The following is a 25,181-nucleotide window of genomic DNA, read 5'->3' as shown; positions in this document are numbered from 1 at the left end:
CCGCGAGCGTCCGTCGGCTCACCCGTCGGCACGCTCGTCGACTCACCCGTCGCCTCATCCAAAACGGTCATGTAGCGACCTTACGAAGGGGAGCAAGGAAAGCGAGCCGTTGACTTCGTACAGTCTCCGGGTCGTTTTCCTGGTACCACTGAACAGAACCGAGGCGTTGTGCAGCCTTTCCGACTGCCCGGAGGGCTTCGGCGTTGTAGAGGTCACACAAACCGGCAAGCTGCGGGCCACCCGGGATTCATGTCCGGCGGATGCCATCCGTCGGGTGAAACCCGAGTCTGCCACGAGACCCGGACGACACTCCGACGAAGAGCTTGAAACTTGAAGGGAATAGGTCTACGGTCACTCTCGTTGGCATGGTTGAACATTCAACAGCCCCGTCCCCAAGGAGTTCATGATGGGTATCTTCGGCAACAGGAACAGCGGCACCGCGGCCAAGACCGCCGACGTCAGCCCCGAGCTGGCCGCCCTGACCGGCGAGTACACGATCGATCCCTCGCACAGCTCGATCGGCTTCGTCGCCCGGCACGCCATGGTCACGAACGTGAAGGGCAAGTTCCTCGATCACACCGGCACGCTGTCCCTGGACGGCTCCGACCCGTCGCGGTCCACGGCCACGCTCGACGTCAAGATGGAGAGCATCAGCACGGGCAGCGCCGACCGTGACGGCCACCTGAAGAGCGCGGACTTCTTCAAGACGGACGAGTTCCCGACGATGACGTTCCGGTCCACCAAGGCCGAGGCGCTCGGCGGCAACGACTACCGCATCACCGGCGACCTCTCGATCCTCGGCGTGACCAAGCCGCTCACGATCGACCTGGAGTTCCACGGCGCCGCGAAGGACCCGTTCGGCAACGACCGCGTCGGCTTCGAGGGCAAGGCCGAGATCCTGCGCTCCGAGTGGGGCCTGACCTGGAACGCCGCGCTGGAGACCGGCGGCGTCCTGGTCTCGGACAAGATCAAGCTGAACTTCGACATCTCCGCGATCAAGAACGCCTGACGGCGGTACGACCGCACGTCGACGTCTTGCGAGCGCGCCCGCCCTCCACTCCCCCCGAGGAGAGGGCGGGCGCTCGCCGTGCACTCCCCGAGACGTGCGCTCCCCCGCGATGCGATGAGGGCGGGCGCCCTCCGCGCCCCGGGCGGGTCCGGAGGGGACGGACTCTGTGGGATGCTGCGCCGATGAGCTGGCTGCCGCCCGACTTCGTCCATCCCCTGCGTGTCGTGATCCCCGAGGGGGACGGTCATGACCTGCGACCGATCAGCGGCGCCGACGCGCCGCTCGACTACCCCGCCGTGATGGGATCGCGGGAGCGGTTGTGGTCGGTGTACGGCAAGGCCTGGGGATGGCCGTCGGCCACCATGTCGTACGAGGCCAACGAGGCCGATCTGGAGCGGCACGCCGCCGAGATCGACGCGCACGAATCGTTCAACTACACCGTGGAGAACGCGGACGGCACCGCGCTGCGCGGCTGCGTCTACATCGATCCGCCGGAGAAGGCCGGGGCGGACGCCGAGATCTCCTGGTGGGTGGTGGACAGCGAGGTCGGCGGCCGGCTGGAGCGGGCGCTGGACCTGTTCGTGCCGCGCTGGATCGCCGAGCAGTGGCCGTTCGAGCAACCGCGTTACGTGGGGCGGGACCTGACCTGGGACGAGTGGCTGGCGCTGCCCGACCGGTGAGTCCGCCGGTCCGAAGGTCCGGACCGCGAAGGGGTGTTCGTCGGCCGTCACGCCGAGGGTGGCCGGATTCCGGTGCTTGTGTGGAGGGTCACAGCCTTCTCATAATCCTCGCACGGGAATTGACATGCGCCTGACATTCCCGCCATCCCCGTACCCCCCACGGAAGGCGTCAAGGTGAAGACTTTCCTCAAGGCCCTCAAGAGATGCGCGGTCGCCGCCACCGCCGCGCTCGCGGTCGTCAGCCTTCAGCCCGTGTCGGCCGCGCAGGCGGCCCCGGCGCCCGTCGTCGGCGGGACCCGTGCCGCCCAGGGCGAGTTCCCGTTCATGGTCCGGCTGTCGATGGGCTGCGGCGGCGCGCTCTACACCCAGCAGATCGTGCTGACGGCCGCGCACTGCGTGGGCGCCAGCGGCAACAACACCAGCATCACCGCGACCGCCGGCGTCGTGGACCTGCAGTCGACCAGCGGCCGGGTCCAGGTCCGCTCCACCAAGGTCCTCCGCGCCCCCGGCTACAACGGCAACGGCAAGGACTGGGCCCTCATCAAGCTCGCCCAGCCGATCAACCTGCCGACCCTGAAGCTCGCCACCACCACGCAGTACAACACCGGCACCTTCACCGTCGCCGGATGGGGCGCGAACCGCGAGGGCGGCGCCCAGCAGCGCTACCTGCTCAAGGCGGACGTGCCGTTCGTCAGTGACGCCACCTGCCGCTCGTACAGCGGCTACAGCGGGCTCATCGCCAACGAGGAGATCTGCGCCGGGCTCGCCGCGGGCGGCGTGGACACCTGCCAGGGCGACTCCGGCGGCCCGATGTTCCGCCGCGACGCGGCCGGTGCCTGGGTCCAGGTCGGCATCACGAGCTGGGGCATAGGCTGCGCCCGCCCGAACGCCCCCGGTGTCTACACCGAGGTCTCCACCTTCGCCTCGGCGATCGCCTCGGCGGCGGCCACGCTCTAGCCGCCCTTCCGTTCAGCGCCCCGCAGACGATCGGGCCCGGTGCCGTAGCGGCACCGGGCCCGACCCGTGGACGCGCACGGACCTCAGAAACCTCCTCCGAAGTCCCCTCCCCCGCCGACGTCGCCGCCGCCACCGAAACCGCCGAAGCCGCCGCTGAAGTCGTCCGAGTCGAAGTCGGCGCCGGAGACGTCGCCGCCCTGGTGGCCGCCGGAGCCGAAGTCGCCGTAGCCCGAGCCGTAGTCGGAGGCGTAGGACGGGGTCGCCATGGCGCTGCCGAGCAGGGTGCCGACCAGCAGGCCGGGGAGGATGCCGCCGCCGAAGTAGCCGCCGGCCCAGGGACCGTAGGCCGGGCCCGCGTCCCAGTACGGGCGCCGTCCGGAGGCGGTGTCGACCTCGCGGACCAGCGGGTCCTGGCCGTCGGACAACCTGGCCCGGTCGGCCGCGCAGACCGGCACCTCACGGGTCGCGCCCTGCGCGGGCGTCCAGGTGACGTCGGCGACCGAGGGGCCGTGGCGCGGATCGAAGAAGCACGGCGGACGGCGTTCGGGGAGCGGGCGCCCCTCGCGGCGGGCGGCGAGGGACGCGAGCGCGAAGCGGCCGTCCTCCAGGGACTGCGTGACCGGCCGTACGTCCTCGGGCCTGATGGCCGCCGCCATCTGCGACTTGGCCCGCTCATAGGCGTCCAGCGCGTGCGCGTAGTCCGCGCGCATGGCGTCGTCGGCGCCCGGTTCGCCCGGTCGGAAGTCCAGACGGTCCAGTTCCTCGCCGAAGGCGGTGATGTCCTCGTCGACCACCACCCGCAGCTTCTCCAGCGCGTCCCGCTGCTCCTGCTCCTGGCGGCGGCGATTGCGGCGGACGAGCCCGTAGGCGCCCACGCCACCGGCGGCCAGCACCGCACCGAGCGTGATCAGGCCGGTGGCCGAGACGCCGTCGCCGCCGCCCTCGCCCCAACTGCCCGGGGCGGCGCCACCGACGTTGCGCAGGGCGCCGTCGACGAAGTCGTTCAGCTGCGCCTTGACGTCACCCGCGCTCTGTACGGACGTCACGAGGTTGGACACGGCCGAGCGGCTCAGCACGGCGCTGTCGGCGCGAGCGTCGAAGGCGTCGCCGAGCCGGATGCCGTAGAGGCCGGTCACGCCGGTCTCGGTGCGCAGGTTCTGGAAGAGGTTCTGCGTGGTGTGACCGGCCGGGAGGACCGCCACGAACACGGGTTTGCCGGCATCCCTGATCTTGTCGGCGAGCGCCTCGGCGTCCGAGGTGGACAGCAGGCCGGAGGCGGCCGGGTCCACGTAGACCGGGCTCTCGCGCAGGGCCGCGGCGACCTTGGACAGGTCGGTGGCCGCGTGTGCGCCCGGCGCACCGGCCACCAGTACCGCCAGCAGGGCGGCGACAGGCACGATCAGCAGGCGTACGAGCCTTTGTACGAGCGCGGCCTTCATATGTTCGAAACTACCCGAACGGGCAGAGAAACGGACATCGCTCCCGGAAGGGAAATTTCCTCGCGGGGCCGACTGGGCACCGGAGCCGCCGTGCTGCGGATAGGCTTCCCGCGCCCCATCGTGGAGATACGGGAAGCCGTGCCGGTGGCCGGTCGGGCCCGCGGACCCGTGTCCGGGCCCTCACCGGGCGCAGCAGCAAAGGGGCCGTATCGACGCCCGTGACCTGGAGCTCGAGATGACCACACCGCAGGATCTGCTGATCGTCACGCTCAACATCCCCTCCAGCCATGACCTGGGCCAGGGCGACCTGTCACTCGCCCTGGCCGGCGCGGAAGTGATCGACCTCGTCGACGCCGGAGCCCTGACCCTGGAGGACGATCGCCTCGTGCCCGGCGCCGAGCGCGCCACCGGGGATCGCCTGCTGGACGAGGCGGGGGCTTCGCTGGTGCGGCAGCCGCCCTACGAGACGGTCGAGGAGTGGCTGTGGCGCCGCGGGCGCGGGCTGGCCGACGCCTACGTCGCGGCCCTGGAGGCGGAGACGCCGACGGCGGACACGGGACGCCGTCACTGGCTGCGCCGGCGGAGCGAACCGGCCCCGGCGGTGGTCGACTCGCCCTCACGCCACCACGCGAACGAGCGCTGGGCCGAGCAGGAGCCGGTTCTGGTGGGCCTGGCGAACGCCCTGGGCATCGGGGAGCCGGCGGTGAACGGGACGGACACCACCGCACCCGACGACGCCACCATGGAACCGGCGGGGCCCGGGGACGCCGACGAGGGCGACGACGGGCCGGTGGTGACCGTGCTCGCCGCCCTCGGTGACGCGCTGACGGAACTGGAGGCCGTACGGCAGCGCCGCCGCATCGAGGAGGACGCCTTCGACAACGTGTGGCGGGCTCCCTGACCTTCACCTGACCGGACCCGGCCGCCGCGTCACGGCGACGGGCGACGGGCGACGGGCACCGGGCCGTCCTGGGGCGCCGGTACCGCCCCGGGGCCCGGCCTCACCCGGGCCCCGACGCCGGGCAGCCGCCGTCGGCCCCTGGGCGGGCGGCGAGCGGTCACGCTCGCCGCCCCCGGCGGGGCGTGGTCTACGCCGCCGGTTCCACGCCCGCGTGCAGGAGGCCGTAGGTGTAAGCGTCCTCCAGAGCCTGCCAGGAAGCGGCGATGACGTTGTCCGCGACGCCCACCGTGGACCATTCGCCCGCGCCGTCGGAGGTGGCGATGAGGACCCGCGTCGTGGACTGGGTGCCGTGCTTGCCCTCCAGGATGCGGACCTTGTAGTCCACCAGCTCCAGCTTGGCGAGCTGGGGATAGATCTTCTCCAGCGCGACCCGCAGCGCCCGGTCCAGGGCGTTGACGGGGCCGTTGCCCTCGGCGGTCGCGACGATGCGCTCGCTCTTGGCCCACAGCTTCACCGTGGCCTCGTTGGCGTGGCTGCCGTCGGGCCGGTCCTCGACGATCGCGCGCCAGGACTCGACCTCGAAGTACTTCAGCGGCCTGCCCTCGACCTCGGCGCGCAGCAGCAGCTCGAAGCTGGCGTCGGCGGCCTCGTAGGTGTAGCCCTTGAGCTCGCGCTCCTTCACGCGCTCGACGACCCGCCCGACCAGCTCGCGGTCGCCGCCGAGGTCGATGCCGAGCTCCTTGCCCTTGAGCTCGACGGAGGCGCGGCCCGCCATGTCGGAGACCAGCATCCGCATGGTGTTGCCGACCTGCTCGGGAGCGATGTGCTGGTAGAGGTCCGGGTCGACCTTGATCGCGGAGGCGTGCAGGCCGGCCTTGTGCGCGAAGGCGGAGACCCCGACGTAGGGCTGGTGGGTGGAGGGCGTCAGGTTGACGACCTCGGCGATGGCGTGCGAGACGCGGGTCATCTCGCGGAGGTGCCCCTCGGGCAGGACCTGCTTGCCGTACTTCAGTTCCAGGGCGGCGACCACGGGGAAGAGGTTGGCGTTGCCGACGCGCTCGCCGTAGCCGTTCGCCGTGCACTGGACGTGTGTGGCGCCGGCGTCGACCGCGGCGAGGGTGTTGGCCACCGCGCACCCGGTGTCGTCCTGCGCGTGGATGCCGAGCCGGGCGCCGGTGTCGGCGAGGACCGTCGAGACGACGGCCTGGATCTGGGCGGGGAGCATGCCGCCGTTGGTGTCGCACAGGACCACGACGTCGGCGCCGGCCTCGGACGCGGCCCGGACCACGGCCTTGGCGTACTCGGGGTTGGCGCGATAGCCGTCGAAGAAGTGCTCGCAGTCGACGAAGACGCGGCGGCCCTGCTCCTTGAGGAAGGACACCGTGTCGCGGACCATCTCCAGGTTCTCGTCCAGCGTGGTGCGCAGAGCGAGCTCGACATGCCGGTCGTGCGACTTGGCGACCAGCGTGATCACCGGGGCCCCGGTCGCCAGGAGTGCCCTGACCTGCGGGTCCTCACTGGCCTTGACTGCGGGGCGGCGGGTGGCGCCGAACGCGACCAGCTGGGCGTGGCGGAACGTGATCTCCTGCTGGGCACGGGCGAAGAACTCCGTGTCCCGCGGGTTGGCGCCCGGCCAGCCGCCCTCGATGAAGCCCACGCCGAAGTCGTCCAGGTGCCGTGCGATGGCCAGCTTGTCCGCGACGGTGAGGTTGATGCCCTCCCGCTGGGCGCCGTCACGCAGGGTGGTGTCGAAGACGTGGAACGAATCGTCCAGCTCGCTGGTTTCCGTCATGGTCTGAAGGCTCCTGAGTTATGGATCTCGGTCTGTACCGGAATGACCGGCTCCACCGTTCCCTATGATCCCTCGCGCTGGACTTCCGGCTGATGGTGGGCCAGAAAAAGCGAAAAACCTCTCGCGGGTGCGAGAGGTCTGCGCGCGGGTCGAGGACGACGGTGTCCGCCCGTACGTGGTCGTACGTGGCGGTCACTGCGGACCGGCGCGCCTGCTGCCAATAATCATCGTGGCGAACGAGAGCACGGAGGCAGTCTGGCACAGGCCGCCCCACGCCTCACCGGTGTCTCATGATGCGGGCGGCGCGTCCCGCCGCGGCGGACATCGCGGCGGCGGGCGGGCGCATGGGCGGTCCGCTCCCGTTCGCGGTGGGTGACGTGACCTTCCGGGCCGGCCTCGACCGGAGCGCGGAGGGGGCGGCAAGCCGCCGCACATCCAGGTGCGGCGGCCGGGCCCGGCCGGTCACCCGTGCGGAGACCGATCTGTCGCCGGCCCTGACCCGTCCGTCGTCGCCCCCACCGGGCCGTCGTCGCGCCGCGCCGCCTCGGCGCCGCGCCGTACGAGCCCGTCGTCCAGGAACTCCCGGACATGGCGCAGGATCTGCGCGCGGTCGGTCCCGCGCAGTCCGATGGCCACGTGGAGGGAGAAGCCGTCGAGCAGCGCGCGCAGCCGGGCGGCGAAGCGGTCGGGGTCGACGGCGCGGAACTCACCCCGCGACATACCCTCGGCGATCAGCGCGACCAGGTCGCGGTGCCACGCGCCCTCGATGGCCGCCTGCCGGGCGCGGGCGTCGTCGGCGGCGTTCTGCGAGCGGTTCCAGACCTCCAGCCAGAGGGTCCAGTGCGGGTCGCGGTGGCCGTCGGGCACGTACAGGTCGACGTAGGCGTCGAGGCGCTCGCGGGCGGGGTCGGCGCGGGTCAGCAGCCGGCCGCGCTCGGCACCGAGCCGGCCCTCGCTCCACTCCAGGGTGCGCAGCAGCAACTCGTCCTTGGAGCCGAAGTAGTACAGCAGGTGCCCGCTGCTCATCCCGACCTCGCGGCCGAGCGCAGCCATGGTGAGCTTCTCCAGACCGCGCTCGGCGATCATCTCCATGGCGGCGGCGAGGACTTCCTCACGCGGCGGTGCCTGTCTGCGCCCACCTGCCATCGCTGCTCCTAGATCCTCGGCTGCTGCTGGGTGATGCAGTGGATGCCTCCGCCCCCCGCGAAGATCGTACGGGCGTCCACCAGGGTCACCGTGCGCTCGGGGAACAGGCGGTGGAAGACGCCCGCGGCCAGTTCGTCGCGCGGGTCGTCGAAGGCGCACAGCACGACGCCGCCGTTGCAGAGGTAGTGGTTGATGTAGGAGTAGTCGGCCCAGTGTCCGTCGGCCTCCAGGACGGTCGGGGCGGGGACCTCGACGACCTCCAGCGCCCGGCCGCGGGCGTCGGTGGCCGACCGGAGGCGGCCGATCACCTCCTTGGTGACCTCGTGGTCGGGGTGCGCGGGGTCGGGCTGGTGGTGGGCGACCACGACGCCGGGGCGGGCGAAGGCGGCGACGATGTCGACGTGGCCGAGGGTGCCGAAACCGTGGGGAGGGTAGTCCCCGGTGAGGCCGCGGGGCAGCCAGAGCGCCTTGCGGGTGCCGAGGTGGGCGTGGATCTCGGCCTCGACCTCCTCGCGCGTCCAGCCCGGGTTGCGCTCGGGGCCGAGCTGGACCGTCTCCGTCAGCAGGACCGTGCCCTCGCCGTCGACATGGATCGCGCCGCCCTCGTTGACGAGCCGCGAGGCGTACGTCTTCGCGCCCGCGAGGTCCGCGACATATCCGCCGATCTTCGCGTCGTGCTCCCAGCGGGCCCACTCCTGGGCGCCCCAGCCGTTGAACGTCCAGTCCACGGCGGCCAGTTCACCGGCACCGCCGGTCAGGAACGTGGGGCCGATGTCGCGCATCCACGCGTCGTCGAGGTCGCGTTCGACCGTTGCGACGCCCTCGCCCAGCAGGGTGCGGGCCTGCTCCGACTGCCCGGGACCGCACACCACCGTCACCGGCTCGAAGCGGCGGATCGCGCGGGCCACCGCGGCCCAGGCGGCCCGGGCGGCGGCGAGGTCCCCGGGGTCGTCGAAGGTGGGGTTCGGGCCCGGCCACGCCATCCAGGTCCGCTCGTGCGGGGTCCACTCGGCGGGCATGCGGTAGCCGTCGGCTGCGGGTGTGGTCATCTCGCCGGTCCTCAGAGGAAGTACAGACGGTTGAGGGAGACGGACTCGGCCGGTTCGGAGCGCAGCGGGTCGCCGTCGAGGGTGACCAGTCCGGTGCGCGGGTCGACATCGACCTGCCCTGTACGGGAGTTCAGGAGCAGGTCGGCCGGGCCGATCCCGCGGGTGCCGCGCACGGCGACCCTGCGTCGGCGGGTCGGCATCGTGTCGTGGCCCTGGTCCAGGGCGGCCCGGGCGACGAACGCGACGGAGATGTCGGCGGGTGTGGCGCCGTGCGCGCCGAACTGCGGTCCCAGCACGAGGGGTTCGCAGGTGTCGGTGGCCGCGTTGGGGTCGCCCACCACGCCGTACGCCGGGAAGCCGGACTTCAGCACGAGCTGCGGCTTGGCGCCGAAGTACTCGGGCCGCCACAGCACCAGGTCGGCGAGCTTGCCGACCTCGATCGACCCGACCTCGTGCGCGAGGCCGTGCGCGACGGCCGGGTTGATGGTCAGCTTGGCCATGTACCGCAGGACGCGTTCGTTGTCGTGCTCGTCCGGGGCGCCGAACTCGGCCTTCATCTTCCCGGCCATGGCGAACGTACGGCGGACCGTCTCGCCCGCGCGCCCCATGCCCTGCGCGTCCGACGAGGTGATGCCGATGGCGCCCAGGTCGTGCAGCACGTCCTCGGCGCCCATCGTCCCGGCGCGGATGCGGTCGCGGGCCATGGCGGCGTCGCCCGGCAGGTCGGTCTTGAGGTCGTGGACGGAGACGATCATGCCGTAGTGCTCGGCGACCGCGTCCCGGCCGAAGGGCAGGGTCGGGTTGGTGGAGGAGCCGATGACATGGGGCACCCCGGCCATCTTCAGCACGTTCGGGACGTGCCCGCCGCCGCAGCCCTCGATGTGGAACGCGTGGATGGTGCGGCCCTCCAGGACGCGCAGGGTGTCCTCCACCGAGAGGCATTCGTTCAGACCGTCGCTGTGCAGGGCGACCTGGACGTCGTGCTCCTCGGCGACGCGCAGCGCGGTGTCGAGGGCGCGGGTGTGGGCGCCCATGTCCTCGTGCACCTTGAAGCCGCTCGCGCCGCCCTCGGCCAGCGCCTCGATCAGCGGGGCCTCGTGGGAGGACGAACCCCGGCCGAGGAAACCGATGTTGACCGGCCAGGCGTCGAAGGCGCCGAACGCGTGCTTCAGTGCCCAGGGGGAGTTGACGCCGACCCCCCACACCGGTCCGAACTCCTGGCCGATGATCGTGGTCACGCCGGACGCCAGGGACGCCTCCATGACGCGGGGCGACAGCAGATGGACGTGGGTGTCCACGGCCCCGGCGGTGGCGATCAGGCCCTCTCCGGAGACGATCGACGTGCCCGTGCCGACCACGACGTCGACCCCGTCGAGGGTGTCGGGGTTCCCGGCCCGCCCGATCGCGCTGATCCGGCCCTCCCGGATGCCGATGGACACCTTGCGGATGCCCTGCACCGCGTCGATCACGACGACGTTGCTGATCACGACGTCACAGGTGTCGCGGACGGCGGCGGCCTTGAGGTGCAGCCCGTCGCGGGCGGTCTTGCCGAAGCCGGCGAGGAACTCGTCGCCGTACCGCTGGGAGTCGGACCCCACCCGGATCGTCAGGCCGGAGTCGCCGAGGCGGATCCGGTCGCCGGCGCGCGGGCCGTGCGTGGCGGCGTAGGCGTGCGGGTCCACGTGGACGGACTCACTGATCTCCCGTCCCTTCGAGCGGCTCATCGCCCGCCCCCTTCCGGTGACGGCGCCGTGGTGCCCAGATAGCCGCAGGCGGCGGCCCGTCGCAGCGCCTCCTCCTTAGCCCCCGGCGCGTCCAGCGGGCCGTCGACCAGTCCGGCGAAGCCGATCGCGATCCGCTCGCCGCCGATCGGGACGAGCCCGACCTCCCGGCTCTCCCCCGGCCCGAAGCGCACGGACGACCCGGCGGGCACCGCGAGCCGCATCCCGTAGGCGTCGGCCCGAGCGAAGTCCAGCCGCGGGTTGGCCTCGAAGAAGTGGAAGTGGGAGGTCACGGAGACGGGCACGGTCGCCGTGTTGGTGACGGTCAGCCGCACCACCGCCTCGGGTTCGGTGTGCCCGGGCCCCGGCAGCAGCGCGCCCGGCGCCCGCTCGCCCAGCCGGCCGCCGATCGGCGCGGACACGACCGCGAGCCGTGAACCGTCGTCGAAGACGGCCTCGACGTGCACCTCGGTGACGATGTCGGCGACGCCCGGCAGGACGTCGTCCGGGCCGAGCACCGCGCGGGCGCGCTCGACGGCCTCGGCGAGCCGGGCGCCGTCGCGGGCCGCCTCGCAGACGGTGTCCGCGATGAGCGCGGTGGCCTCCGGCACGTTCAGCCTCAGGCCGCGGGCCTTGCGGGACCGGGCCAGCTCCGCGGCCGAGAAGAGCAGCAGCCGGTCACGTTCCGTGGGAGTCAGTCTCATGACGCGGGAGCCTCCTTGCGGTCACCGCTTTAGAGCATCACTCTAAACAGGAGAGTCCCGCAAGGGAAACGTCCGCGACGCGACACGCGCCACGGAGGAAGAAGCTCACATCGAACACTGCTCAAACATCTCCGGCTCGAACATCGCCCGCGCGGTGCTCGGCCCGGACGCCCTCGCCGCCGCGCGCGTCGATCGAGGGCGAGGCCGTTCGGGCCGAAGCGGGGACGCGGTGCCGGCGTCCGCGACCCGGCGCGGCGCACCCCGGCGCCGGGTACGGACGTGGCGCCGGGGGTGACCCGCCCGGTCAGGCCAGGGGGTGCATCCAGCCGTGCGTGTCCTCGGCAGTGCCGCGCTGGATGTCCAGGAGGGCCTGGCGCAGGCGCAGGGTGACCTCACCGGGCTCCTCGCCCGACTGCTGCCACTCGCCGGACGCGCGCTTGACCGTGCCGACCGGCGTGATCACGGCGGCCGTACCGCACGCGAAGACCTCGGTGAGGCTGCCGTTAGCGGCGTCGCGCTGCCACTCCTCGACGGAGATCCGGCCCTCCTCGGCCTCGTAGCCCAGGTCGCGGGCGACGGCGAGCAGGCTGTCGCGGGTGACACCCTCCAGGATGGAGCCGGTGAGCACCGGCGTGACGATCTTGTCCCCGTAGACGAAGTACAGGTTCATGCCGCCCAGTTCCTCGACCCAGCGGTGCTCGACGGCGTCGAGGTAGCAGACCTGGGCGCAGCCCTTGGCCGCCGCCTCGGCCTGGGCGAGCAGGGAGGCCGCGTAGTTGCCGCCGGTCTTGGCGTCGCCCATGCCGCCGGGGACCGCGCGGACGCGGTCCTCGGAGACCCAGATGGAGACCGGCTTGACGCCGCCCGGGAAGTAGGCGCCGGCCGGGGAGGCGATGACGATGAAGAGGTACTCGTTGGCGGGCTTCACACCCAGTCCGACCTCGGTGGCGATCATGAAGGGGCGCAGATAGAGGGATTCCTCGCCGCCGTGCGCCGGGACCCACGCCTTGTCCTGGCGGACCAGGGAGTCACAGGCCTCGATGAACGTCTCGACCGGCAGCTCAGGCATCGCGAGCCGGCGGGCGGACCGCTGGAAGCGCAGGGCGTTCTGGTCGGGCCGGAAGGTGGCGACCGAACCGTCGGGACGGCGGTACGCCTTCAGGCCCTCGAAGATCTCCTGCGCGTAGTGCAGGACGTGGGTGGCGGGGTCGAGGGAGATCGGCGCGTACGGGACGAGCTGTCCGTCGTGCCAGCCGCGCCCCTCGGTCCACTTGATGGTGACCATGTGGTCGGTGAAGTGGCGGCCGAACCCGGGGCTGGCGAGGATGGCCTCGCGCTCCGCGTCGGAAAGCGGGTTGGCGGACGGCTTGAGCTCGATCGTGGGCGTCGTCATGAGTGGTTGTCCTTCACCGTTGGTAGTGACGGGCCGCGCTCGCGCCCATACTGCCAGTGGCCAGTGCTAGGACGTCCGAGCATTCCCTCATTCCGCGGCTCCGCGTTCGATTATCGCGCGCGGGTGCCGTGGTCGGAAAACGGCATGAATGCGGCCCAGGGGTTGATGGTCGCACCCGGCGGGGACAGTGAAAAGCCGCCGGTTGCGGATTGCGACCCGGCGGCTGTCGAGTGGTCTGCGTGATCGGCGAGACTTCGAGTGTCGCGGCGGGGTCAGCCGGCTACTCGTACGGCGAGCGCGTCGCCGATCTCGGAGGTGCTGCGGGCCGGCTTGCCGACGCGGTCCGCGAGGTCGGCGGCGACCGCCTCCTCGATCCGCGTCGCCTCGCCCTCCAGGCCGAGGTGGCGCAGCAGCAGCGCGACGGAGAGGACCGTGGCGGTGGGGTCGGCCTTGCCCTGGCCCGCGATGTCCGGCGCGGAGCCGTGCACCGGCTCGAACATCGAGGGGAACTCGCCGGAGGGGTTGATGTTCCCGCTCGCGGCGACGCCGATACCGCCGGAGACGGCCGCGGCGAGGTCGGTGATGATGTCGCCGAAGAGGTTGTCGGTGACGATGACGTCGAACCGCTCGGGTTGGGTGACGAGGTAGATGGTCGCCGCGTCGACGTGGATGTACTCGGTGGTGACCTCGGGGTACTCCTCGGCCACCCTGTCGAAGACGTTCGTCCACAGGTGGCCCGCGAAGGTGAGCACGTTGTTCTTGTGGACCAGCGTGAGCTTCTTGCGCGGACGCGCCTGAGCGCGGGCGAAGGCGTCGCGGACGACGCGCTCGACACCGAAGGCCGTGTTGACGGACACCTCGGTGGCGACCTCGTGGGCGGTGCCCTTGCGGATGGTGCCGCCGTTGCCCGTGTAGGGGCCCTCGGTGCCCTCGCGGACGACCACGAAGTCGATCCGCGGCTCACCGGCGAGCGGGGTGGCGACGCCGGGCAGCAGCTTGGACGGGCGCAGGTTGACATGGTGGTCGAAGGCGAAGCGGAGCTTGAGCAGGAAGCCGCGCTCCAGGACGCCAGAGGGGACGCCGGGGTCCCCGATGGCGCCCAGCAGGATGGCGTCGTGCTGCTTCAGGGCGTCGAGATCCGCGTCGGTGAGGGTCTCACCGGTGGCGTGGTAGCGCCGGGCTCCGAAGTCGTACTCCTTGGTCTCCAGCTTCACATCCTGCGGAAGCACGGCGGAGAGGACCTTCAGGCCTTCGGTCACGACCTCCTGGCCGATGCCGTCACCGGGGATCACTGCGAGATCGATGCTGCGAGACATGCAGGCACCCTACTCCTCGTCCCAGAAGATGACATGCGCTGTCCGCGATGCGGACGGCGTGCGGGCGCCCGGACGTGGTCCGGGCCGACCGCGCCGACCGCATCGGGGGCGGCGCGGACGCCAGGTGTCCGCGCCGCACCCCGTCGGGCGCGGCTCCCGCGTGGGGATGGGGCAGCCGGTCTCAGTGACCGGTCTCGCCGCCGTTGTCCCGGCGGTCGAGGGCGCGCTGGAGGGCGGCTGCGGCGTTCTTACGGTCGGAGTCACTCGTACGGGAGACGTGGCGGACTCGGCGGCGGACGGTCGTCTCGGCCATGGGAAATCGACTCCTTCGAATGCGGGGAGTGCGGCAGGGGTTTTCGAGACGCCGGGTGGGGCGGGGAGCGGACCGCAGGGGTTGCCTGCGCGGGGTCCGGCTCACGACCGCCATTCGCTGGATCTGGCGAGACGTTCGGCTCCTACAAAACTAGGCGAGGACGGCGCATCTGTCTCCACAATTAGTCGGGCTTCCTACTATCTGAGACGGCCGACTGCGTCACACGGCACTGAACTGCCCCTTCTCCCGGAGGACATCGCCACCGCGCCGGTCCGAGCCGGCGAAGTCGGCGGTGCGGACGGTACGCGCGGTCATGGGGCCGGTGTCAGGGGCAATTCGGTGGCCTGCCCCTCCCACGCCCGTCAGGTTGACGCGATGCCCCCACTCAGCACCGCCCGCCTGCTGCTCCGCGAGTGGCGGGAGTCCGACCTCGCGCCCTGGGCCGCGCTCAACGCCGACCCGGAGGTCCGCCGCCATCTGCCCGGCATGCCCACGCGCCCGCGCCGGACGCACGCGGGCCAGGGTGCCTCTCGGGGGAAGAGGCGCCCTGGCCCGGTCATGGGGGCGACGAGATGTCAGCCCATGTGGGGGTAGGTGTACTCGGTCGGCGGGACCAGGGTCTCCTTGATGGCGCGGGTCAGGGTCCAGCGCATCAGGTTCTGCGGGGCACCCGCCTTGTCGTTGGTGCCGGACGCGCGGCCGCCGCCGAAGGGCTGCTGGCCGACGACGGCGCCGGTCGACTTGTCGTTGATGTAGAAGTTGCCGGCCGCGTAGCGCAGCTTGTCCATGGTGTAGGCGGTGGCCGCGCGGTCGCCCGAGATCACCGAGCCGGTCAGCGCGTAGTCCGACGCCGACTCCATCTGCGTGAGCATCTCGTCGTACTTGTCGTCCTCGTAGACGAGCACGGCGAGGATCGGGCCGAAGTACTCGGTCGTGAAGACCTCGTTCTCCGGGTCGGTGCACTCGATGACGGTCGGACGGACGAAGTAGCCGACGGAGTCGTCGTACGAGCCGCCCGCCACGATCGTGCAGCTCGGGTCGGCCTGGGCCCGGTCGATCGCGGCCTTGTTCTTGGCGAAGGCACGCTCGTCGATCACGGCACCGATGAAGTTCGAAAGGTCGGTGACGTCACCCATGGTGATGCCGTCGATCTCGGCCGCGAACTCCTCCTTGAAGCCGGAGTTCCAGATCGAGGCCGGGACGTACGCGCGCGAGGTCGCGGAGCACTTCTGGCCCTGGTACTCGAAGGCACCTCGGGTCAGCGCCGTCTTGAGGACGGCGCGGTCGGCGCTCGGGTGGGCGACGACGAAGTCCTTGCCGCCGGTCTCGCCGACCAGACGCGGGTAGGTGCGGTACTTCTCGATGTTGCTGCCGACCGTCTTCCACAGGTGCTGGAAGGTCCTGGTCGAACCGGTGAAGTGGATGCCGGCGAGGTCACGGTGCTCGAGGGCGACCTTGGAGACCTCGATGCCGTCGCCGGTGACGAGGTTGATGACGCCCTTGGGCAGGCCCGCCTCCTCCAGGATGCGCATCAGCAGCACGGCGGCGTGGGTCTGCGTCGGGCTCGGCTTCCAGACCACGACGTTGCCCATGAGGGCCGGCGCGGTGGGCAGGTTGCCCGCGATCGCCGTGAAGTTGAACGGCGTGATCGCGTAGACGAAGCCCTCCAGCGGGCGGTGGTCGAGACGGTTCCAGACGCCCGGCGAGTTGGCCGGGGGCTGCTCGGCCAGCAGCTGACGGGCGTAGGCGACGTTGAAGCGCCAGAAGTCGACCAGCTCGCAGGGGGTGTCGATCTCGGCCTGCTGGGCCGTCTTCGACTGACCGAGCATGGTGGAGGCGGCCAGCGTCTCGCGCCACGGGCCGGCCAGGAGTTCGGCGGCGCGCAGGATGATCGCCGCGCGGTCGTCGAAGGACATCGCGCGCCAGGCCGGCGCGGCGGCGAGGGCCGCGTCGATCGCGTCCCGCGCGTCCTGCTGGGTGGCGTTGCGGTAGGTGCCGAGCACGGCCTTGTGGTTGTGCGGCTGCACGACCTGGAACGCCTCGCCGCCGCCCATCCGGCGCTCACCGCCGATGGTGCACGTCAGGTCAATGGGGTTCTCGGCCAGCTCCTTGAGCTTGACCTCCAGGCGGGCGCGCTCGGGCGAGCCGGGGGCGTAGCCGTGCACCGGCTCGTTGACGGGGGTGGGGACCTGGGTCACAGCGTCCATGAGTTACCTCTTCCGAGTGATTCTCGGGCTTCAGCCAGGCGAAGCTGAAGCAGTTACGTAAGGTCGACAGCGGTCAGGGCTTGACCGTCACGAACCCGCCTCGGCGGGCTCGTGAGAAGCCCCCTCAGGGGCGGAGTCACGAGTTCCGTAGCTCCTTCACGGAACCGGGTCCGGCTCAGCCGGCCGTGAGGCGGCGGCTGTCGGCCTCCGAACACTCCTCGGAGGCCGACAGCCGCCGCTCATCCAGCCTCACCTCTTGCCGACCATCGAGCGGAGGAAGAACTGCAGGTTGGCGGGCTTCTCGGCGAGCCTGCGCATGAAGTAGCCGTACCAGTCGGTGCCGTACGCGGTGTAGACACGCATCCGGTGGCCCTCGGCGGCGAGCCGGAGGTGCTCCTCGCTCCGGATGCCGTACAGCATCTGGAACTCGTACTCGTCCAGCTTGCGCCCGGCGCGGTGCGCGAGCTCCTGGGCGATGGAGATGAGGCGCGGGTCGTGGGACCCGATCATCGGGAACCCCTCGCCCTCCATCAGGGTGCGCAGGACACGCACGTACGCCTTGTCGATCTCGTGCTTCTGCTGGTAGGCGACCTCGGCTGGCTCCTTGTACGCCCCCTTCACCAGCCGGACGCGGCTGCCGTCCGCGGCGAGGCGGCGGGCGTCGGCCTCGGTGCGGAAGAGGTATGCCTGGATGACGCAGCCCGTCTGCGGGACGTCCTTGCGCAGCTCCTCGTGGATGGCGAACATCGAGTCGAGGGTGGTGTGGTCCTCCGCGTCCAGCGTCACCGTCGTACCGATCTCGGCGGCGGCCTCGACGACGGGGCGGACGTTGGCGAGCGCCAGCTCGTGACCGCCCTCGAGGGCCTGTCCGAACATCGACAGCTTCACGGACATCTCGACCCGCTCGCCCAGTTCCAGCGGCTTGAGCCGGTCGATCAGCTCCAGATAGGCGTCCCGGGCGGCGGTGGCCTGCTCACGGGTGGTGATGTCCTCGCCGACGACGTCCATCGTCAGCTCCAGGCCGCGGCCGGTGAGGCCCTCGATGATCGGGACGACGTCGTCCACCCGCTCACCCGGGATGAAACGGTCGACGACCTGTTTCGTCACCGGGGCCGCCGTCACGAGGCGTCGCATGCGGTCGCTGCGCGACGCGGCCAGAATCACGGGACCCAGCACGGGGCACCTCCAGAACACAACCCAACACAAGGCCGGTACCCGACGGTCCGGGTACGGCACGGAGAACCACCGTGAAAGCTATGGATCCCTTCGATCGTGGGCCATCGACAGCTGTCACGCATCCGTTCCACCGATCTCAGACAGATGTATGAAGACCCCTGGGAAATGGGGGAGAATGCCCGGGTGACAGCCGATTACCGGAATGACTACCAGGAGCTGGTCGACGAGATCTCCGAGCTCCTCGGCGCCCCCGCGACGCTGGAGAACCGCGACTTCGAGCTGATCGCCTTCGGCGCGTACGACAGCGAGGGCGACCTCGATCCGACCGCCCTGGACCCGGTCCGCGCCCGCTCGATCCTGACCCGCCGCTCCACGGCCGCGGTCCGCGCCTGGTTCGAGGGCTTCGGCATCACCCGCGCGACCGGCCCGGTACGGATCCCGCGCACCCCCGAGGCCGGGGTCCACCGTGGCCGCGTCTGCCTTCCGGTGCGCAACAGGGGGGTCGTCCTCGGTTACGTCTGGCTGCTCGACGGCGAGCCCGGCCCCACCGACGCCCAGCTGGCGGCGGCCATGGAGGTGACCGTCCGGATCGGCGCGCTGCTCGCCGACGAGGCGCAGGCGGGCGCCGATCTCACCAGGGAGCTGCGGGCCGTGCTGACCGCGGAGCGCGGCTGGCAGCGCGACATGGCGGTGGCCGCCCTGCGTACGGCCCTCGGCACGCGCGGCGAGGGCCCGCACGCGGTGGTGTGCGTGGCGCCCTGGCCGTCGGCGGACCCGGAGGACGCCCCGTCGGCCCGCGCGGTGCCGCACACGACGGCCCTGTGCACGATCCCGTGGGGTACGACGGGCCAGAGCCTCGCGGCGCTGGTCCGGCTGCGTTCCACGGACGTGCGCACCCCGGCCCTGACGGCGGCGCACCGGCTGCTGCGGGAGGGCGCGCGCGCCGGCGTGGGCGATCCGCTGACCGGTCTCGCCGATCTGGGCACGGCCTGGCAGGAGGCGGCTGCCGCCGCCCGGGCCGCCCTCGCCCAGCCGCACCTCGGTCCGGTCGCCGAGTGGTCCCGCATCGGCCCTTACCGCCTGCTGACCGCCCTTCCCCCGGAGACGGCCCACGACCCCGCGATCGCCCCGCTCCTCTCCCCCACCCACCAGGAACTCGCCCGCACGGCCGAGGTCTACCTGGACTGCGCGGGCCAGGCCGCCCGCACCGCCGCCGAGCTGGGCATCCATCGGCAGACGCTGTACTACCGGCTCTCCCGGGTGGAACAGCTGACGGGACTCGACCTCGACGCCGGGGAGGACCGGCTGCTGCTGCACATGGTGCTGAAGGGGACGCGGCTGTGAGCCTCGCAGGCGCCCGGGCGCGGCCGCTCGGTCCTGCCGCGCGGCCCCGGCGATCACCCGGCGCAGCCCCTCGGTGAGGTGCTCCGCCGTCGGCGCCGTCTTCGCATCGAAGGTCCACAGGGCGATGAGCCCGGTCATCACCGTGCCGTAGAGCGTGCCGAGGGTGTCCACGGCCTCGTCCGGCAGGTCGTCCTCGCGCCCGCCCATGAGCGGGATCAGTCCGCGTCCGGCCTCCCGCCGGGCCCGCGCGAGATGCTCGCGCACCTCGGGAAGCTGATCGCCCCGGACGACGATCTCCATGCTGAGCCGCCCACAGCGAAGCGGGCTCGCGCAGGGTGCCGATCATGTTCGCCCACACCTGCCGAACCGCTCCAGGGAGCCGGGCGCACCGGTGATCGGCTGCTCGCCGGGGCCGTCCTGCCGGCGGGAGCCGCGGTGCTCGCAGCGGTGGGCCTGCGGCCCGTCAGGGGCCGGACGGACGACGACGCCGGACGGGCTGACCAGCTCAGCCCGTCCGGCGTCTGACGGCATGTCCCGAAGCGGGGGTCCGGGGAGGACGGCCCTCGGACCCCTCGCCGGGCTCAGACCAGGTTCACCGACCGGGCCGACGTGGCCCCGATCTCCTCGGCGACCTCGGCGAGGACACCGGAGGGCACCGTGTCGTCGACGGTGAGCACGGCGAGCGCCTCGCCGCCGACCGCCGCGCGCGCCACCTGCATCCCGGCGATGTTGATGCCGGCCTCGCCGATGATCCGCCCGACCGTGCCGACGACACCCGGGCGGTCCTCGTACCGCAGGACGACCATGTGGTCGGCCAGCGCGAGGTCCACGTCGTACTCGCCCACCGCGACGATCTTCTGCAGATGCTTGGGACCGGCGAGCGTGCCGGACACCGAGACCTCCTCGCCGCTGCTGAGCGTGCCGCGCACGGTCACGACGTTGCGGTGGTCGGGCGACTCCGAGCTGGTCGTCAGCCGCACCTCGACGCCACGCTCCTGCGCGAACAGCGGGGCGTTGACGTAGGACACCGTCTCGTCGACGACGTCCTCGAAGACGCCCTTCAGCGCGGAGAGCTCCAGCACCTTCACATCGTGCTGGGTGATCTCGCCGTAGACCTCGACGTCCAGCCGCACGGCCACCTCGCCGGCGAGCGCGGTGAAGATCCGGCCGAGCCGCTCGGCGAGCGGCAGGCCCGGCTTGACGTCCTCGGCGATGACGCCGCCCTGGACGTTCACCGCGTCGGGGACCAGTTCACCGGCGAGGGCGAGCCGCACCGACCGGGCGACCGCGATACCGGCCTTCTCCTGCGCCTCGTCGGTCGAGGCACCCAGGTGGGGGGTGGAGACGACCTGGTCGAACTCGAACAGCGGCGAGTCCGTGCAGGGCTCCTTGGCGTACACGTCGAGACCGGCGCCCGCGACGCGGCCCTCCTTCAGCGCCGAGTACAGCGCCTCCTCGTCCACGATGCCGCCGCGCGCGGCGTTGACGATGCGCACGCTCGGCTTGACCTTGCGCAACGCCTCGGCACCGATCAGGCCGAGGGTCTCCGGGGTCTTGGGCAGGTGGACGGTGATGAAGTCGGAGACCTCCAGCAACTCGTCCAGCGACAGCACCTTGACGCCCATCTGCGCGGCCCGCGCGGGCTGCACGTACGGGTCGTAGGCGACGACCTTCATCCCGAAGGCGGACATCCGCTGGGCGACCAGCGCGCCGATCCGGCCGAGGCCCACCACACCCAGGGTCTTCTCGGCCAGTTCGACGCCGGTGTACTTGCTGCGCTTCCACTCGCCGTTCTTGAGCGCGGCGTTGGCCTGCGGGATGTTGCGCGCGGTCGCCAGCAGCAGGCCGCAGGCCAGCTCGGCGGCGGTCACGATGTTCGAGGTGGGGGCGTTGACGACCATCACGCCGGCCTTGGTGGCGGCGGCGACGTCGACGTTGTCCAGGCCGACGCCGGCTCGTGCGACGACCTTCAGCTTGTGCGCGGCGGCGATGGCCTCGGCGTCGACCTTGGTCGCGGAGCGGATCAGGATCGCGTCGACGTCGGCGAGGGCCGGGAGCAGCTCGGCCCGGTCCCCTCCGTTGCAGTGCCGGATCTCGAAGTCCGGCCCCAGGGCGTCCACGGTGGCGGGCGACAGCTCTTCAGCGATGAGTACGACGGGTTTCGAGCTCACGTGAGTCCTCACAAGTCCCATGCGGACGGCCGTCCCGACGGCCGCTGGCGGTGGAGGGGAGTGACGCCGGACAAGGGCGGTGAGGCACGTGCCCGCACTTCTCCGGTGTCGCTAAGCCGCGTGGAAGACGCACGACGCTGTGGGCCTGACGCGTATGTACACGTCAGTCTAGTGGCGCCGCCCAGGTCGTCCTGCGCCTCGGCGGAAGGATCACCCGTCCGTGGTTCGACGGGTGGGGCGGTGGGGCCGGAGCGGTCCGCTCCGGCCCCGCCGTCCGCGGCTCACGCCTCTTCGTCGACCCAGGACATGAGCTTGCGCAGCTCCTTGCCCGTCGTCTCCAGCAGGTGCTCGGAGTCCTGCTGCTTGTACTCGTTGTACTTCTTCAGACCGCCGTGGTACTCGTCCATCCACGCCTGGGCGAAGGTCCCGTCCTGGATCTCGGCGAGGACCTTCTTCATCTCGGCCTTCGTGGCGTCGGTGATGATCCGCGGACCGGTGACGTAGTCGCCCCACTCGGCGGTCTCGGAGATCGACCAGCGCATCTTCTCCAGGCCGCCCTCGTACATGAGGTCGACGATCAGCTTCAGCTCGTGCAGGCACTCGAAGTACGCGATCTCCGGCTGGTAGCCGGCCTCGGTCAGCGTCTCGAAACCGGCCTTGACCAGGGCGGCCGTACCGCCGCAGAGAACGGCCTGCTCACCGAAGAGGTCGGTCTCGGTCTCCTCGGTGAACGTCGTCTTGATGACGCCGGCGCGGGTGCCGCCGATGCCCTTGGCGTACGACAGGGCCAGCGCGAAGGCGTCGCCCGTGGCGTCCTGCTCGACGGCGGCGATGCAGGGCACGCCGCGCCCCTCCTCGTACTGACGGCGCACCAGGTGGCCCGGGCCCTTGGGGGCGACCATGCAGACGTCGACACCGGCCGGGGGCTTGATGAAGCCGAAGCGGATGTTGAAGCCGTGGCCGAAGAACAGCGCGTCGCCGTCCTTGAGGTTGTCCTTGATGGACTCCTCGTAGACCTGGGCCTGGATCGGGTCCGGGACGAGGATCATGATGACGTCGGCCTCCGCGGCGGCCTCCGCCGGGGTGACCACGCGCAGGCCCTGCTCCTCGGCCTTGGCCTTGGACTTGGAGCCCTCGTGCAGACCGACACGGACGTCGACACCCGAGTCACGCAGCGACAGGGCGTGGGCGTGGCCCTGGCTGCCGTAACCGATGACCGCGACCTTGCGGCCCTGGATGATGGACAGGTCGGCGTCGGCGTCGTAGAACAGCTCGGCCACTTTGGGTCTCTCCTTGGGGTGCAGATGTTGCGTCCCACCGTATGACGGTGGAGGGAGGGGAAGCTTCGGGATCTCGCCATACGGGCGGCCCGTGTCGGCGGGCCACCCGTCTCACATCGTCAGGCCGACCGGTCGAGCGCGCGCAGCGAGCGGTCCGTGATCGAACGCGCCCCGCGGCCGATCGCGATCGTGCCGGACTGGACCAGTTCCTTGATGCCGTACGGCTCCAGCATCTTGAGCATGGCGGACAGCTTGTCGCTGCTGCCGGTGGCCTCGATGGTGACGGCCTCGGGGGAGACGTCGACGGTCTTGGCGCGGAACAACTGGACGATCTCGACGATCTGGGAGCGCGTCTCGTTGTCGGCGCGCACCTTCACCAGGACGAGTTCGCGCTGCACGGCATGGGCCTGCTCCAGCTCGACGATCTTCAGGACGTTGACCAGCTTGTTGAGCTGCTTGGTCACCTGTTCCAGCGGCAGGTCGTCGACGCTCACCACGATCGTGATGCGGGAGATGTCGGGGTGCTCGGTGACGCCGACCGCGAGCGAGTCGATGTTGAAGCCGCGTCGGGAGAACAGGGCGGCGATCCGGGCCAGGATGCCGGGCGTGTTCTCCACCAGGACCGAGAGCGTGTGCTTGGACATGTTCTTGACTCAGCTCTCTCTTCAGTCGTCTTCGCCGTCGCCGAAGTCGGGGCGGACGTCCCGGGCGGCGAGGATCTCGTCGTTGGAGGTGCCGGCGGCGACCATCGGCCACACCATCGCGTCCTCGTGCACGATGAAGTCCACGACGACGGGCCGGTCGTTGATCGAGTTCGCCTCCTCGATCACCTTGTCGAGTTCGGAGGGGTCCTCGCACCGGATGGCGTAGCAGCCCATGGCCTCCGACAGCTTCACGAAGTCGGGGACGCGGGTGCCCCGGGCCTGCGGGTTGACGTCGTCGGGGCCGGAGTGCAGCACGGTGTTGGAGTACCGCTGGTTGTAGAAGAGCGTCTGCCACTGGCGGACCATCCCGAGGGCGCCGTTGTTGATGACGGCGACCTTGATCGGGATGTTGTTCAGTGCGCAGGTGGTGAGCTCCTGGTTGGTCATCTGGAAGCAGCCGTCGCCGTCGACCGCCCAGACGGTGCGGTCGGGTGCGCCGGCCTTCGCGCCCATGGCGGCGGGGACGGCGTACCCCATCGTCCCGGCGCCGCCGGAGTTCAGCCAGGTGGCCGGCTTCTCGTACTGGATGAAGTGCGCGGCCCACATCTGGTGCTGGCCGACACCCGCCGCGAAGATCGTGCCTTCGGGGGCGAGCCGGCCGATGCGCTCGATGACCTGCTGCGGGGAGAGCGAGCCGTCCTCGGGCTGGTCGTAGCCGAGCGGGTAGGTGTCACGCCAGCGGCTGAGGTCCTTCCACCATGCCTCGTAGTCGCCGCGGTGCCCCTCGCTGTGCTCCTTCTGCACGGCCTGGACCAGGTCGGCGATGACCTCGCGCGCGTCCCCGACGATCGGCACGTCGGCCTCGCGGTTCTTGCCGATCTCGGCCGGGTCGATATCGGCGTGCACGATCTTGGCATACGGGGCGAAGCTGTCCAGCTTGCCGGTGACGCGGTCGTCGAAGCGGGCGCCGAGGGCGACGATCAGGTCGGCCTTCTGCAGGGCGGTGACGGCGGAGACCGTGCCGTGCATACCGGGCATGCCCACGTGCAGCGGGTGGCTGTCGGGGAACGCGCCGAGCGCCATCAGGGTGGTGGTGACGGGCGCGCCGGTGAGCTCGGCGAGGACCTTCAGCTCGGCGGTGGCCTTGGCCTTGAGCACGCCGCCGCCGACGTAGAGCACCGGCCGCCTGGCGGAGGTGATCAGCTTGGCGGCCTCGCGGATCTGCTTGGCGTGCGGCTTGGTCACCGGGCGGTAGCCGGGCAGGTCCATGGTGGGCGGCCAGGAGAAGGTCGTCCTCGCCTGGAGGGCGTCCTTGGCGATGTCGACCAGGACCGGTCCGGGGCGGCCGGTGGAGGCGATGTGGAACGCCTGGGCGATCACCCGGGGGATGTCCTCGGCCTTGGTGACAAGGAAGTTGTGCTTGGTGATCGGCATGGTGATGCCGACGATGTCCGCCTCCTGGAAGGCGTCCGTGCCGATCGCCTTGGAGGCGACCTGCCCGGTGATCGCCACCAGCGGCACGGAGTCCATGTGCGCGTCGGCGATCGGCGTGACGAGGTTGGTCGCGCCGGGTCCCGAGGTCGCCATGCAGACGCCGACGCGGCCGGTGGCCTGCGCGTAGCCGGTGGCGGCGTGACCGGCGCCCTGCTCGTGCCGCACCAGCACGTGGCGGACCTTCCCGGAGTCCATCAGCGGGTCGTACGCCGGGAGGATCGCCCCGCCGGGAATGCCGAATACCGTGTCGGCGCCGACCTCCTCGAGAGAGCGGATGAGGGACTGCGCGCCCGTGACGTGCTCGGGAGCGGACTGTCCTCCGGATCGGGGCCGCGGCTGCGGGTGATGGGCCCCGGTGGCCTGCTCGGTCATCGGCATTCTCTTCTCGATGCTGAGGGTTTTTTGCGAGGTTTGTACGGTGTGCGACTGCGGTACGGAAGGTGCC

General features: G+C 71.1%; 20 protein-coding genes and 2 pseudogenes. 6 read left to right on the top strand and 16 right to left on the bottom strand.

Features of this window, described 5'->3' with window-relative positions; all coding sequences use genetic code 11:
* Positions 1 to 406: 406 nt before the first annotated feature.
* From ACWCPM_RS12070 to ACWCPM_RS12060, 3 genes are all read left to right on the top strand, one after another.
* Entirely contained in the window at positions 407 to 1,009 is a 603-nt protein-coding gene (locus tag ACWCPM_RS12070) for a YceI family protein (RefSeq protein ID WP_450976116.1), read from the top strand.
* Positions 1,010 to 1,191: 182 nt separating this feature from the next.
* Complete coding sequence (locus tag ACWCPM_RS12065; RefSeq protein ID WP_450976033.1) at positions 1,192 to 1,689, top strand: N-acetyltransferase; 498 nt, start codon at positions 1,192 to 1,194, stop codon at positions 1,687 to 1,689.
* A gap of 174 nt (positions 1,690 to 1,863) precedes the next feature.
* The gene (locus ACWCPM_RS12060; RefSeq protein ID WP_450976032.1) at positions 1,864 to 2,646 is read left to right on the top strand and encodes a serine protease; all 783 of its coding nucleotides are present in this window, start codon (positions 1,864 to 1,866) and stop codon (positions 2,644 to 2,646) included.
* Between the two features lie 83 nt (positions 2,647 to 2,729).
* On the opposite strand, the gene ACWCPM_RS12055 is transcribed toward ACWCPM_RS12060, so the two are convergent.
* Positions 2,730 to 4,085, bottom strand: coding sequence for a hypothetical protein (locus ACWCPM_RS12055; RefSeq protein WP_450976031.1), 1,356 nt, complete (start codon positions 4,083 to 4,085; stop codon positions 2,730 to 2,732).
* Between the two features lie 235 nt (positions 4,086 to 4,320).
* Here ACWCPM_RS12055 and ACWCPM_RS12050 point away from each other — a divergent pair, with 235 nt between their 5' ends.
* Positions 4,321 to 4,986 carry a GOLPH3/VPS74 family protein gene (locus ACWCPM_RS12050; protein WP_450976030.1) on the top strand — a complete coding sequence of 222 codons (666 nt, stop codon included), beginning with the start codon at positions 4,321 to 4,323 and terminating at the stop codon, positions 4,984 to 4,986.
* A gap of 187 nt (positions 4,987 to 5,173) precedes the next feature.
* Here ACWCPM_RS12050 and cimA read toward each other — a convergent pair whose 3' ends face one another.
* The 8 genes from cimA to ACWCPM_RS12010 form a co-directional block, all read right to left on the bottom strand.
* Positions 5,174 to 6,778 carry a citramalate synthase gene (gene cimA / locus ACWCPM_RS12045; RefSeq protein WP_450976029.1) on the bottom strand — a complete coding sequence of 535 codons (1,605 nt, stop codon included), beginning with the start codon at positions 6,776 to 6,778 and terminating at the stop codon, positions 5,174 to 5,176.
* A gap of 462 nt (positions 6,779 to 7,240) precedes the next feature.
* Entirely contained in the window at positions 7,241 to 7,924 is a 684-nt protein-coding gene (locus ACWCPM_RS12040; RefSeq protein ID WP_450976028.1) for a TetR/AcrR family transcriptional regulator, read from the bottom strand.
* A gap of 8 nt (positions 7,925 to 7,932) precedes the next feature.
* Positions 7,933 to 8,973 (bottom strand): agmatine deiminase family protein, encoded by a 1,041-nt coding sequence (locus ACWCPM_RS12035; RefSeq protein ID WP_450976027.1) that lies wholly within the window; start codon positions 8,971 to 8,973, stop codon positions 7,933 to 7,935.
* A gap of 11 nt (positions 8,974 to 8,984) precedes the next feature.
* On the bottom strand, positions 8,985 to 10,697 hold the full coding sequence (locus ACWCPM_RS12030) for an urease subunit alpha (RefSeq protein WP_450976026.1): 1,713 nt from the start codon (positions 10,695 to 10,697) through the stop codon (positions 8,985 to 8,987).
* Entirely contained in the window at positions 10,694 to 11,398 is a 705-nt protein-coding gene (gene ureA / locus ACWCPM_RS12025) for an urease subunit gamma (protein WP_450976025.1), read from the bottom strand. Before ureA ends, ACWCPM_RS12030 begins: the two co-directional genes overlap by 4 nt.
* Positions 11,399 to 11,702: 304 nt before the next feature.
* Positions 11,703 to 12,791 carry a branched-chain amino acid aminotransferase gene (locus tag ACWCPM_RS12020; RefSeq protein WP_450976024.1) on the bottom strand — a complete coding sequence of 363 codons (1,089 nt, stop codon included), beginning with the start codon at positions 12,789 to 12,791 and terminating at the stop codon, positions 11,703 to 11,705.
* 272 nt (positions 12,792 to 13,063) lie between these two features.
* The gene (locus ACWCPM_RS12015) at positions 13,064 to 14,107 is read right to left on the bottom strand and encodes a 3-isopropylmalate dehydrogenase (protein WP_450976023.1); all 1,044 of its coding nucleotides are present in this window, start codon (positions 14,105 to 14,107) and stop codon (positions 13,064 to 13,066) included.
* A gap of 181 nt (positions 14,108 to 14,288) precedes the next feature.
* Positions 14,289 to 14,420 (bottom strand): hypothetical protein, encoded by a 132-nt coding sequence (locus ACWCPM_RS12010; protein ID WP_294004210.1) that lies wholly within the window; start codon positions 14,418 to 14,420, stop codon positions 14,289 to 14,291.
* A gap of 375 nt (positions 14,421 to 14,795) precedes the next feature.
* Between ACWCPM_RS12010 and ACWCPM_RS12005 the strand changes: the two are divergent.
* A pseudogene (locus ACWCPM_RS12005) lies at positions 14,796 to 14,918 on the top strand (GNAT family N-acetyltransferase); the annotation flags it as partial.
* A gap of 77 nt (positions 14,919 to 14,995) precedes the next feature.
* On the opposite strand, the gene pruA reads toward ACWCPM_RS12005, so the two are convergent.
* Both pruA and ACWCPM_RS11995 read right to left on the bottom strand, forming a co-directional pair.
* Positions 14,996 to 16,627: an L-glutamate gamma-semialdehyde dehydrogenase gene (pruA, locus tag ACWCPM_RS12000; RefSeq protein ID WP_450976022.1), complete on the bottom strand. Its 1,632-nt coding sequence runs from the start codon at positions 16,625 to 16,627 to the stop codon at positions 14,996 to 14,998.
* 249 nt (positions 16,628 to 16,876) lie between these two features.
* On the bottom strand, positions 16,877 to 17,803 hold the full coding sequence (locus ACWCPM_RS11995) for a proline dehydrogenase family protein (RefSeq protein WP_450976021.1): 927 nt from the start codon (positions 17,801 to 17,803) through the stop codon (positions 16,877 to 16,879).
* A gap of 165 nt (positions 17,804 to 17,968) precedes the next feature.
* On the opposite strand from ACWCPM_RS11995, the gene ACWCPM_RS11990 reads away from it, so the two are divergent.
* On the top strand, positions 17,969 to 19,147 hold the full coding sequence (locus ACWCPM_RS11990) for a PucR family transcriptional regulator (protein WP_450976020.1): 1,179 nt from the start codon (positions 17,969 to 17,971) through the stop codon (positions 19,145 to 19,147).
* A gap of 30 nt (positions 19,148 to 19,177) precedes the next feature.
* Here ACWCPM_RS11990 and ACWCPM_RS11985 read toward each other — a convergent pair.
* From ACWCPM_RS11985 to ACWCPM_RS11965, 5 genes and pseudogenes are all read right to left on the bottom strand, one after another.
* Positions 19,178 to 19,555 (bottom strand): annotated as a pseudogene (locus tag ACWCPM_RS11985) (TetR/AcrR family transcriptional regulator); the annotation flags it as partial.
* A 173-nt stretch (positions 19,556 to 19,728) separates the two neighbouring features.
* Complete coding sequence (serA, locus tag ACWCPM_RS11980) at positions 19,729 to 21,318, bottom strand: phosphoglycerate dehydrogenase (RefSeq protein WP_450976019.1); 1,590 nt, start codon at positions 21,316 to 21,318, stop codon at positions 19,729 to 19,731.
* Between the two features lie 281 nt (positions 21,319 to 21,599).
* Positions 21,600 to 22,598, bottom strand: coding sequence for a ketol-acid reductoisomerase (gene ilvC, locus ACWCPM_RS11975; protein ID WP_450976018.1), 999 nt, complete (start codon positions 22,596 to 22,598; stop codon positions 21,600 to 21,602).
* Between the two features lie 119 nt (positions 22,599 to 22,717).
* Positions 22,718 to 23,242, bottom strand: coding sequence for an acetolactate synthase small subunit (gene ilvN / locus ACWCPM_RS11970; protein ID WP_450976017.1), 525 nt, complete (start codon positions 23,240 to 23,242; stop codon positions 22,718 to 22,720).
* 21 nt (positions 23,243 to 23,263) lie between these two features.
* Positions 23,264 to 25,114 (bottom strand): acetolactate synthase large subunit, encoded by a 1,851-nt coding sequence (locus ACWCPM_RS11965; protein WP_450976016.1) that lies wholly within the window; start codon positions 25,112 to 25,114, stop codon positions 23,264 to 23,266.
* Positions 25,115 to 25,181 lie beyond the last annotated feature (67 nt).

It is taken from the genome of Streptomyces sp. NPDC002309, assembly GCF_053593375.1.
Note: the sequence above shows the minus strand (reverse complement) of the source record. Positions and strands in the feature narration are given on the sequence as shown.

Bases quoted from the DNA above. Each gene is read 5' to 3' on its own strand.
- ACWCPM_RS12070 (WP_450976116.1), top strand. From the start codon at position 407: ATGGGTATCTTCGGCAACAGGAACAGCGGCACCGCGGCCAAGACCGCC.
- ACWCPM_RS12065 (WP_450976033.1), top strand. From the start codon at position 1,192: ATGAGCTGGCTGCCGCCCGACTTCGTCCATCCCCTGCGTGTCGTGATC.
- ACWCPM_RS12055 (WP_450976031.1), bottom strand. From the start codon at position 4,085: ATGAAGGCCGCGCTCGTACAAAGGCTCGTACGCCTGCTGATCGTGCCT.
- ACWCPM_RS12050 (WP_450976030.1), top strand. From the start codon at position 4,321: ATGACCACACCGCAGGATCTGCTGATCGTCACGCTCAACATCCCCTCC.
- cimA (WP_450976029.1), bottom strand. From the start codon at position 6,778: ATGACGGAAACCAGCGAGCTGGACGATTCGTTCCACGTCTTCGACACC.
- ACWCPM_RS12040 (WP_450976028.1), bottom strand. From the start codon at position 7,924: ATGGCAGGTGGGCGCAGACAGGCACCGCCGCGTGAGGAAGTCCTCGCC.
- ACWCPM_RS12035 (WP_450976027.1), bottom strand. From the start codon at position 8,973: ATGACCACACCCGCAGCCGACGGCTACCGCATGCCCGCCGAGTGGACC.
- ACWCPM_RS12030 (WP_450976026.1), bottom strand. From the start codon at position 10,697: ATGAGCCGCTCGAAGGGACGGGAGATCAGTGAGTCCGTCCACGTGGAC.
- ureA (WP_450976025.1), bottom strand. From the start codon at position 11,398: ATGAGACTGACTCCCACGGAACGTGACCGGCTGCTGCTCTTCTCGGCC.
- ACWCPM_RS12020 (WP_450976024.1), bottom strand. From the start codon at position 12,791: ATGACGACGCCCACGATCGAGCTCAAGCCGTCCGCCAACCCGCTTTCC.
- ACWCPM_RS12015 (WP_450976023.1), bottom strand. From the start codon at position 14,107: ATGTCTCGCAGCATCGATCTCGCAGTGATCCCCGGTGACGGCATCGGC.
- ACWCPM_RS12010 (WP_294004210.1), bottom strand. From the start codon at position 14,420: ATGGCCGAGACGACCGTCCGCCGCCGAGTCCGCCACGTCTCCCGTACG.
- pruA (WP_450976022.1), bottom strand. From the start codon at position 16,627: ATGGACGCTGTGACCCAGGTCCCCACCCCCGTCAACGAGCCGGTGCAC.
- ACWCPM_RS11990 (WP_450976020.1), top strand. From the start codon at position 17,969: ATGGGGGAGAATGCCCGGGTGACAGCCGATTACCGGAATGACTACCAG.
- ilvN (WP_450976017.1), bottom strand. From the start codon at position 23,242: ATGTCCAAGCACACGCTCTCGGTCCTGGTGGAGAACACGCCCGGCATC.
- ACWCPM_RS11965 (WP_450976016.1), bottom strand. From the start codon at position 25,114: ATGCCGATGACCGAGCAGGCCACCGGGGCCCATCACCCGCAGCCGCGG.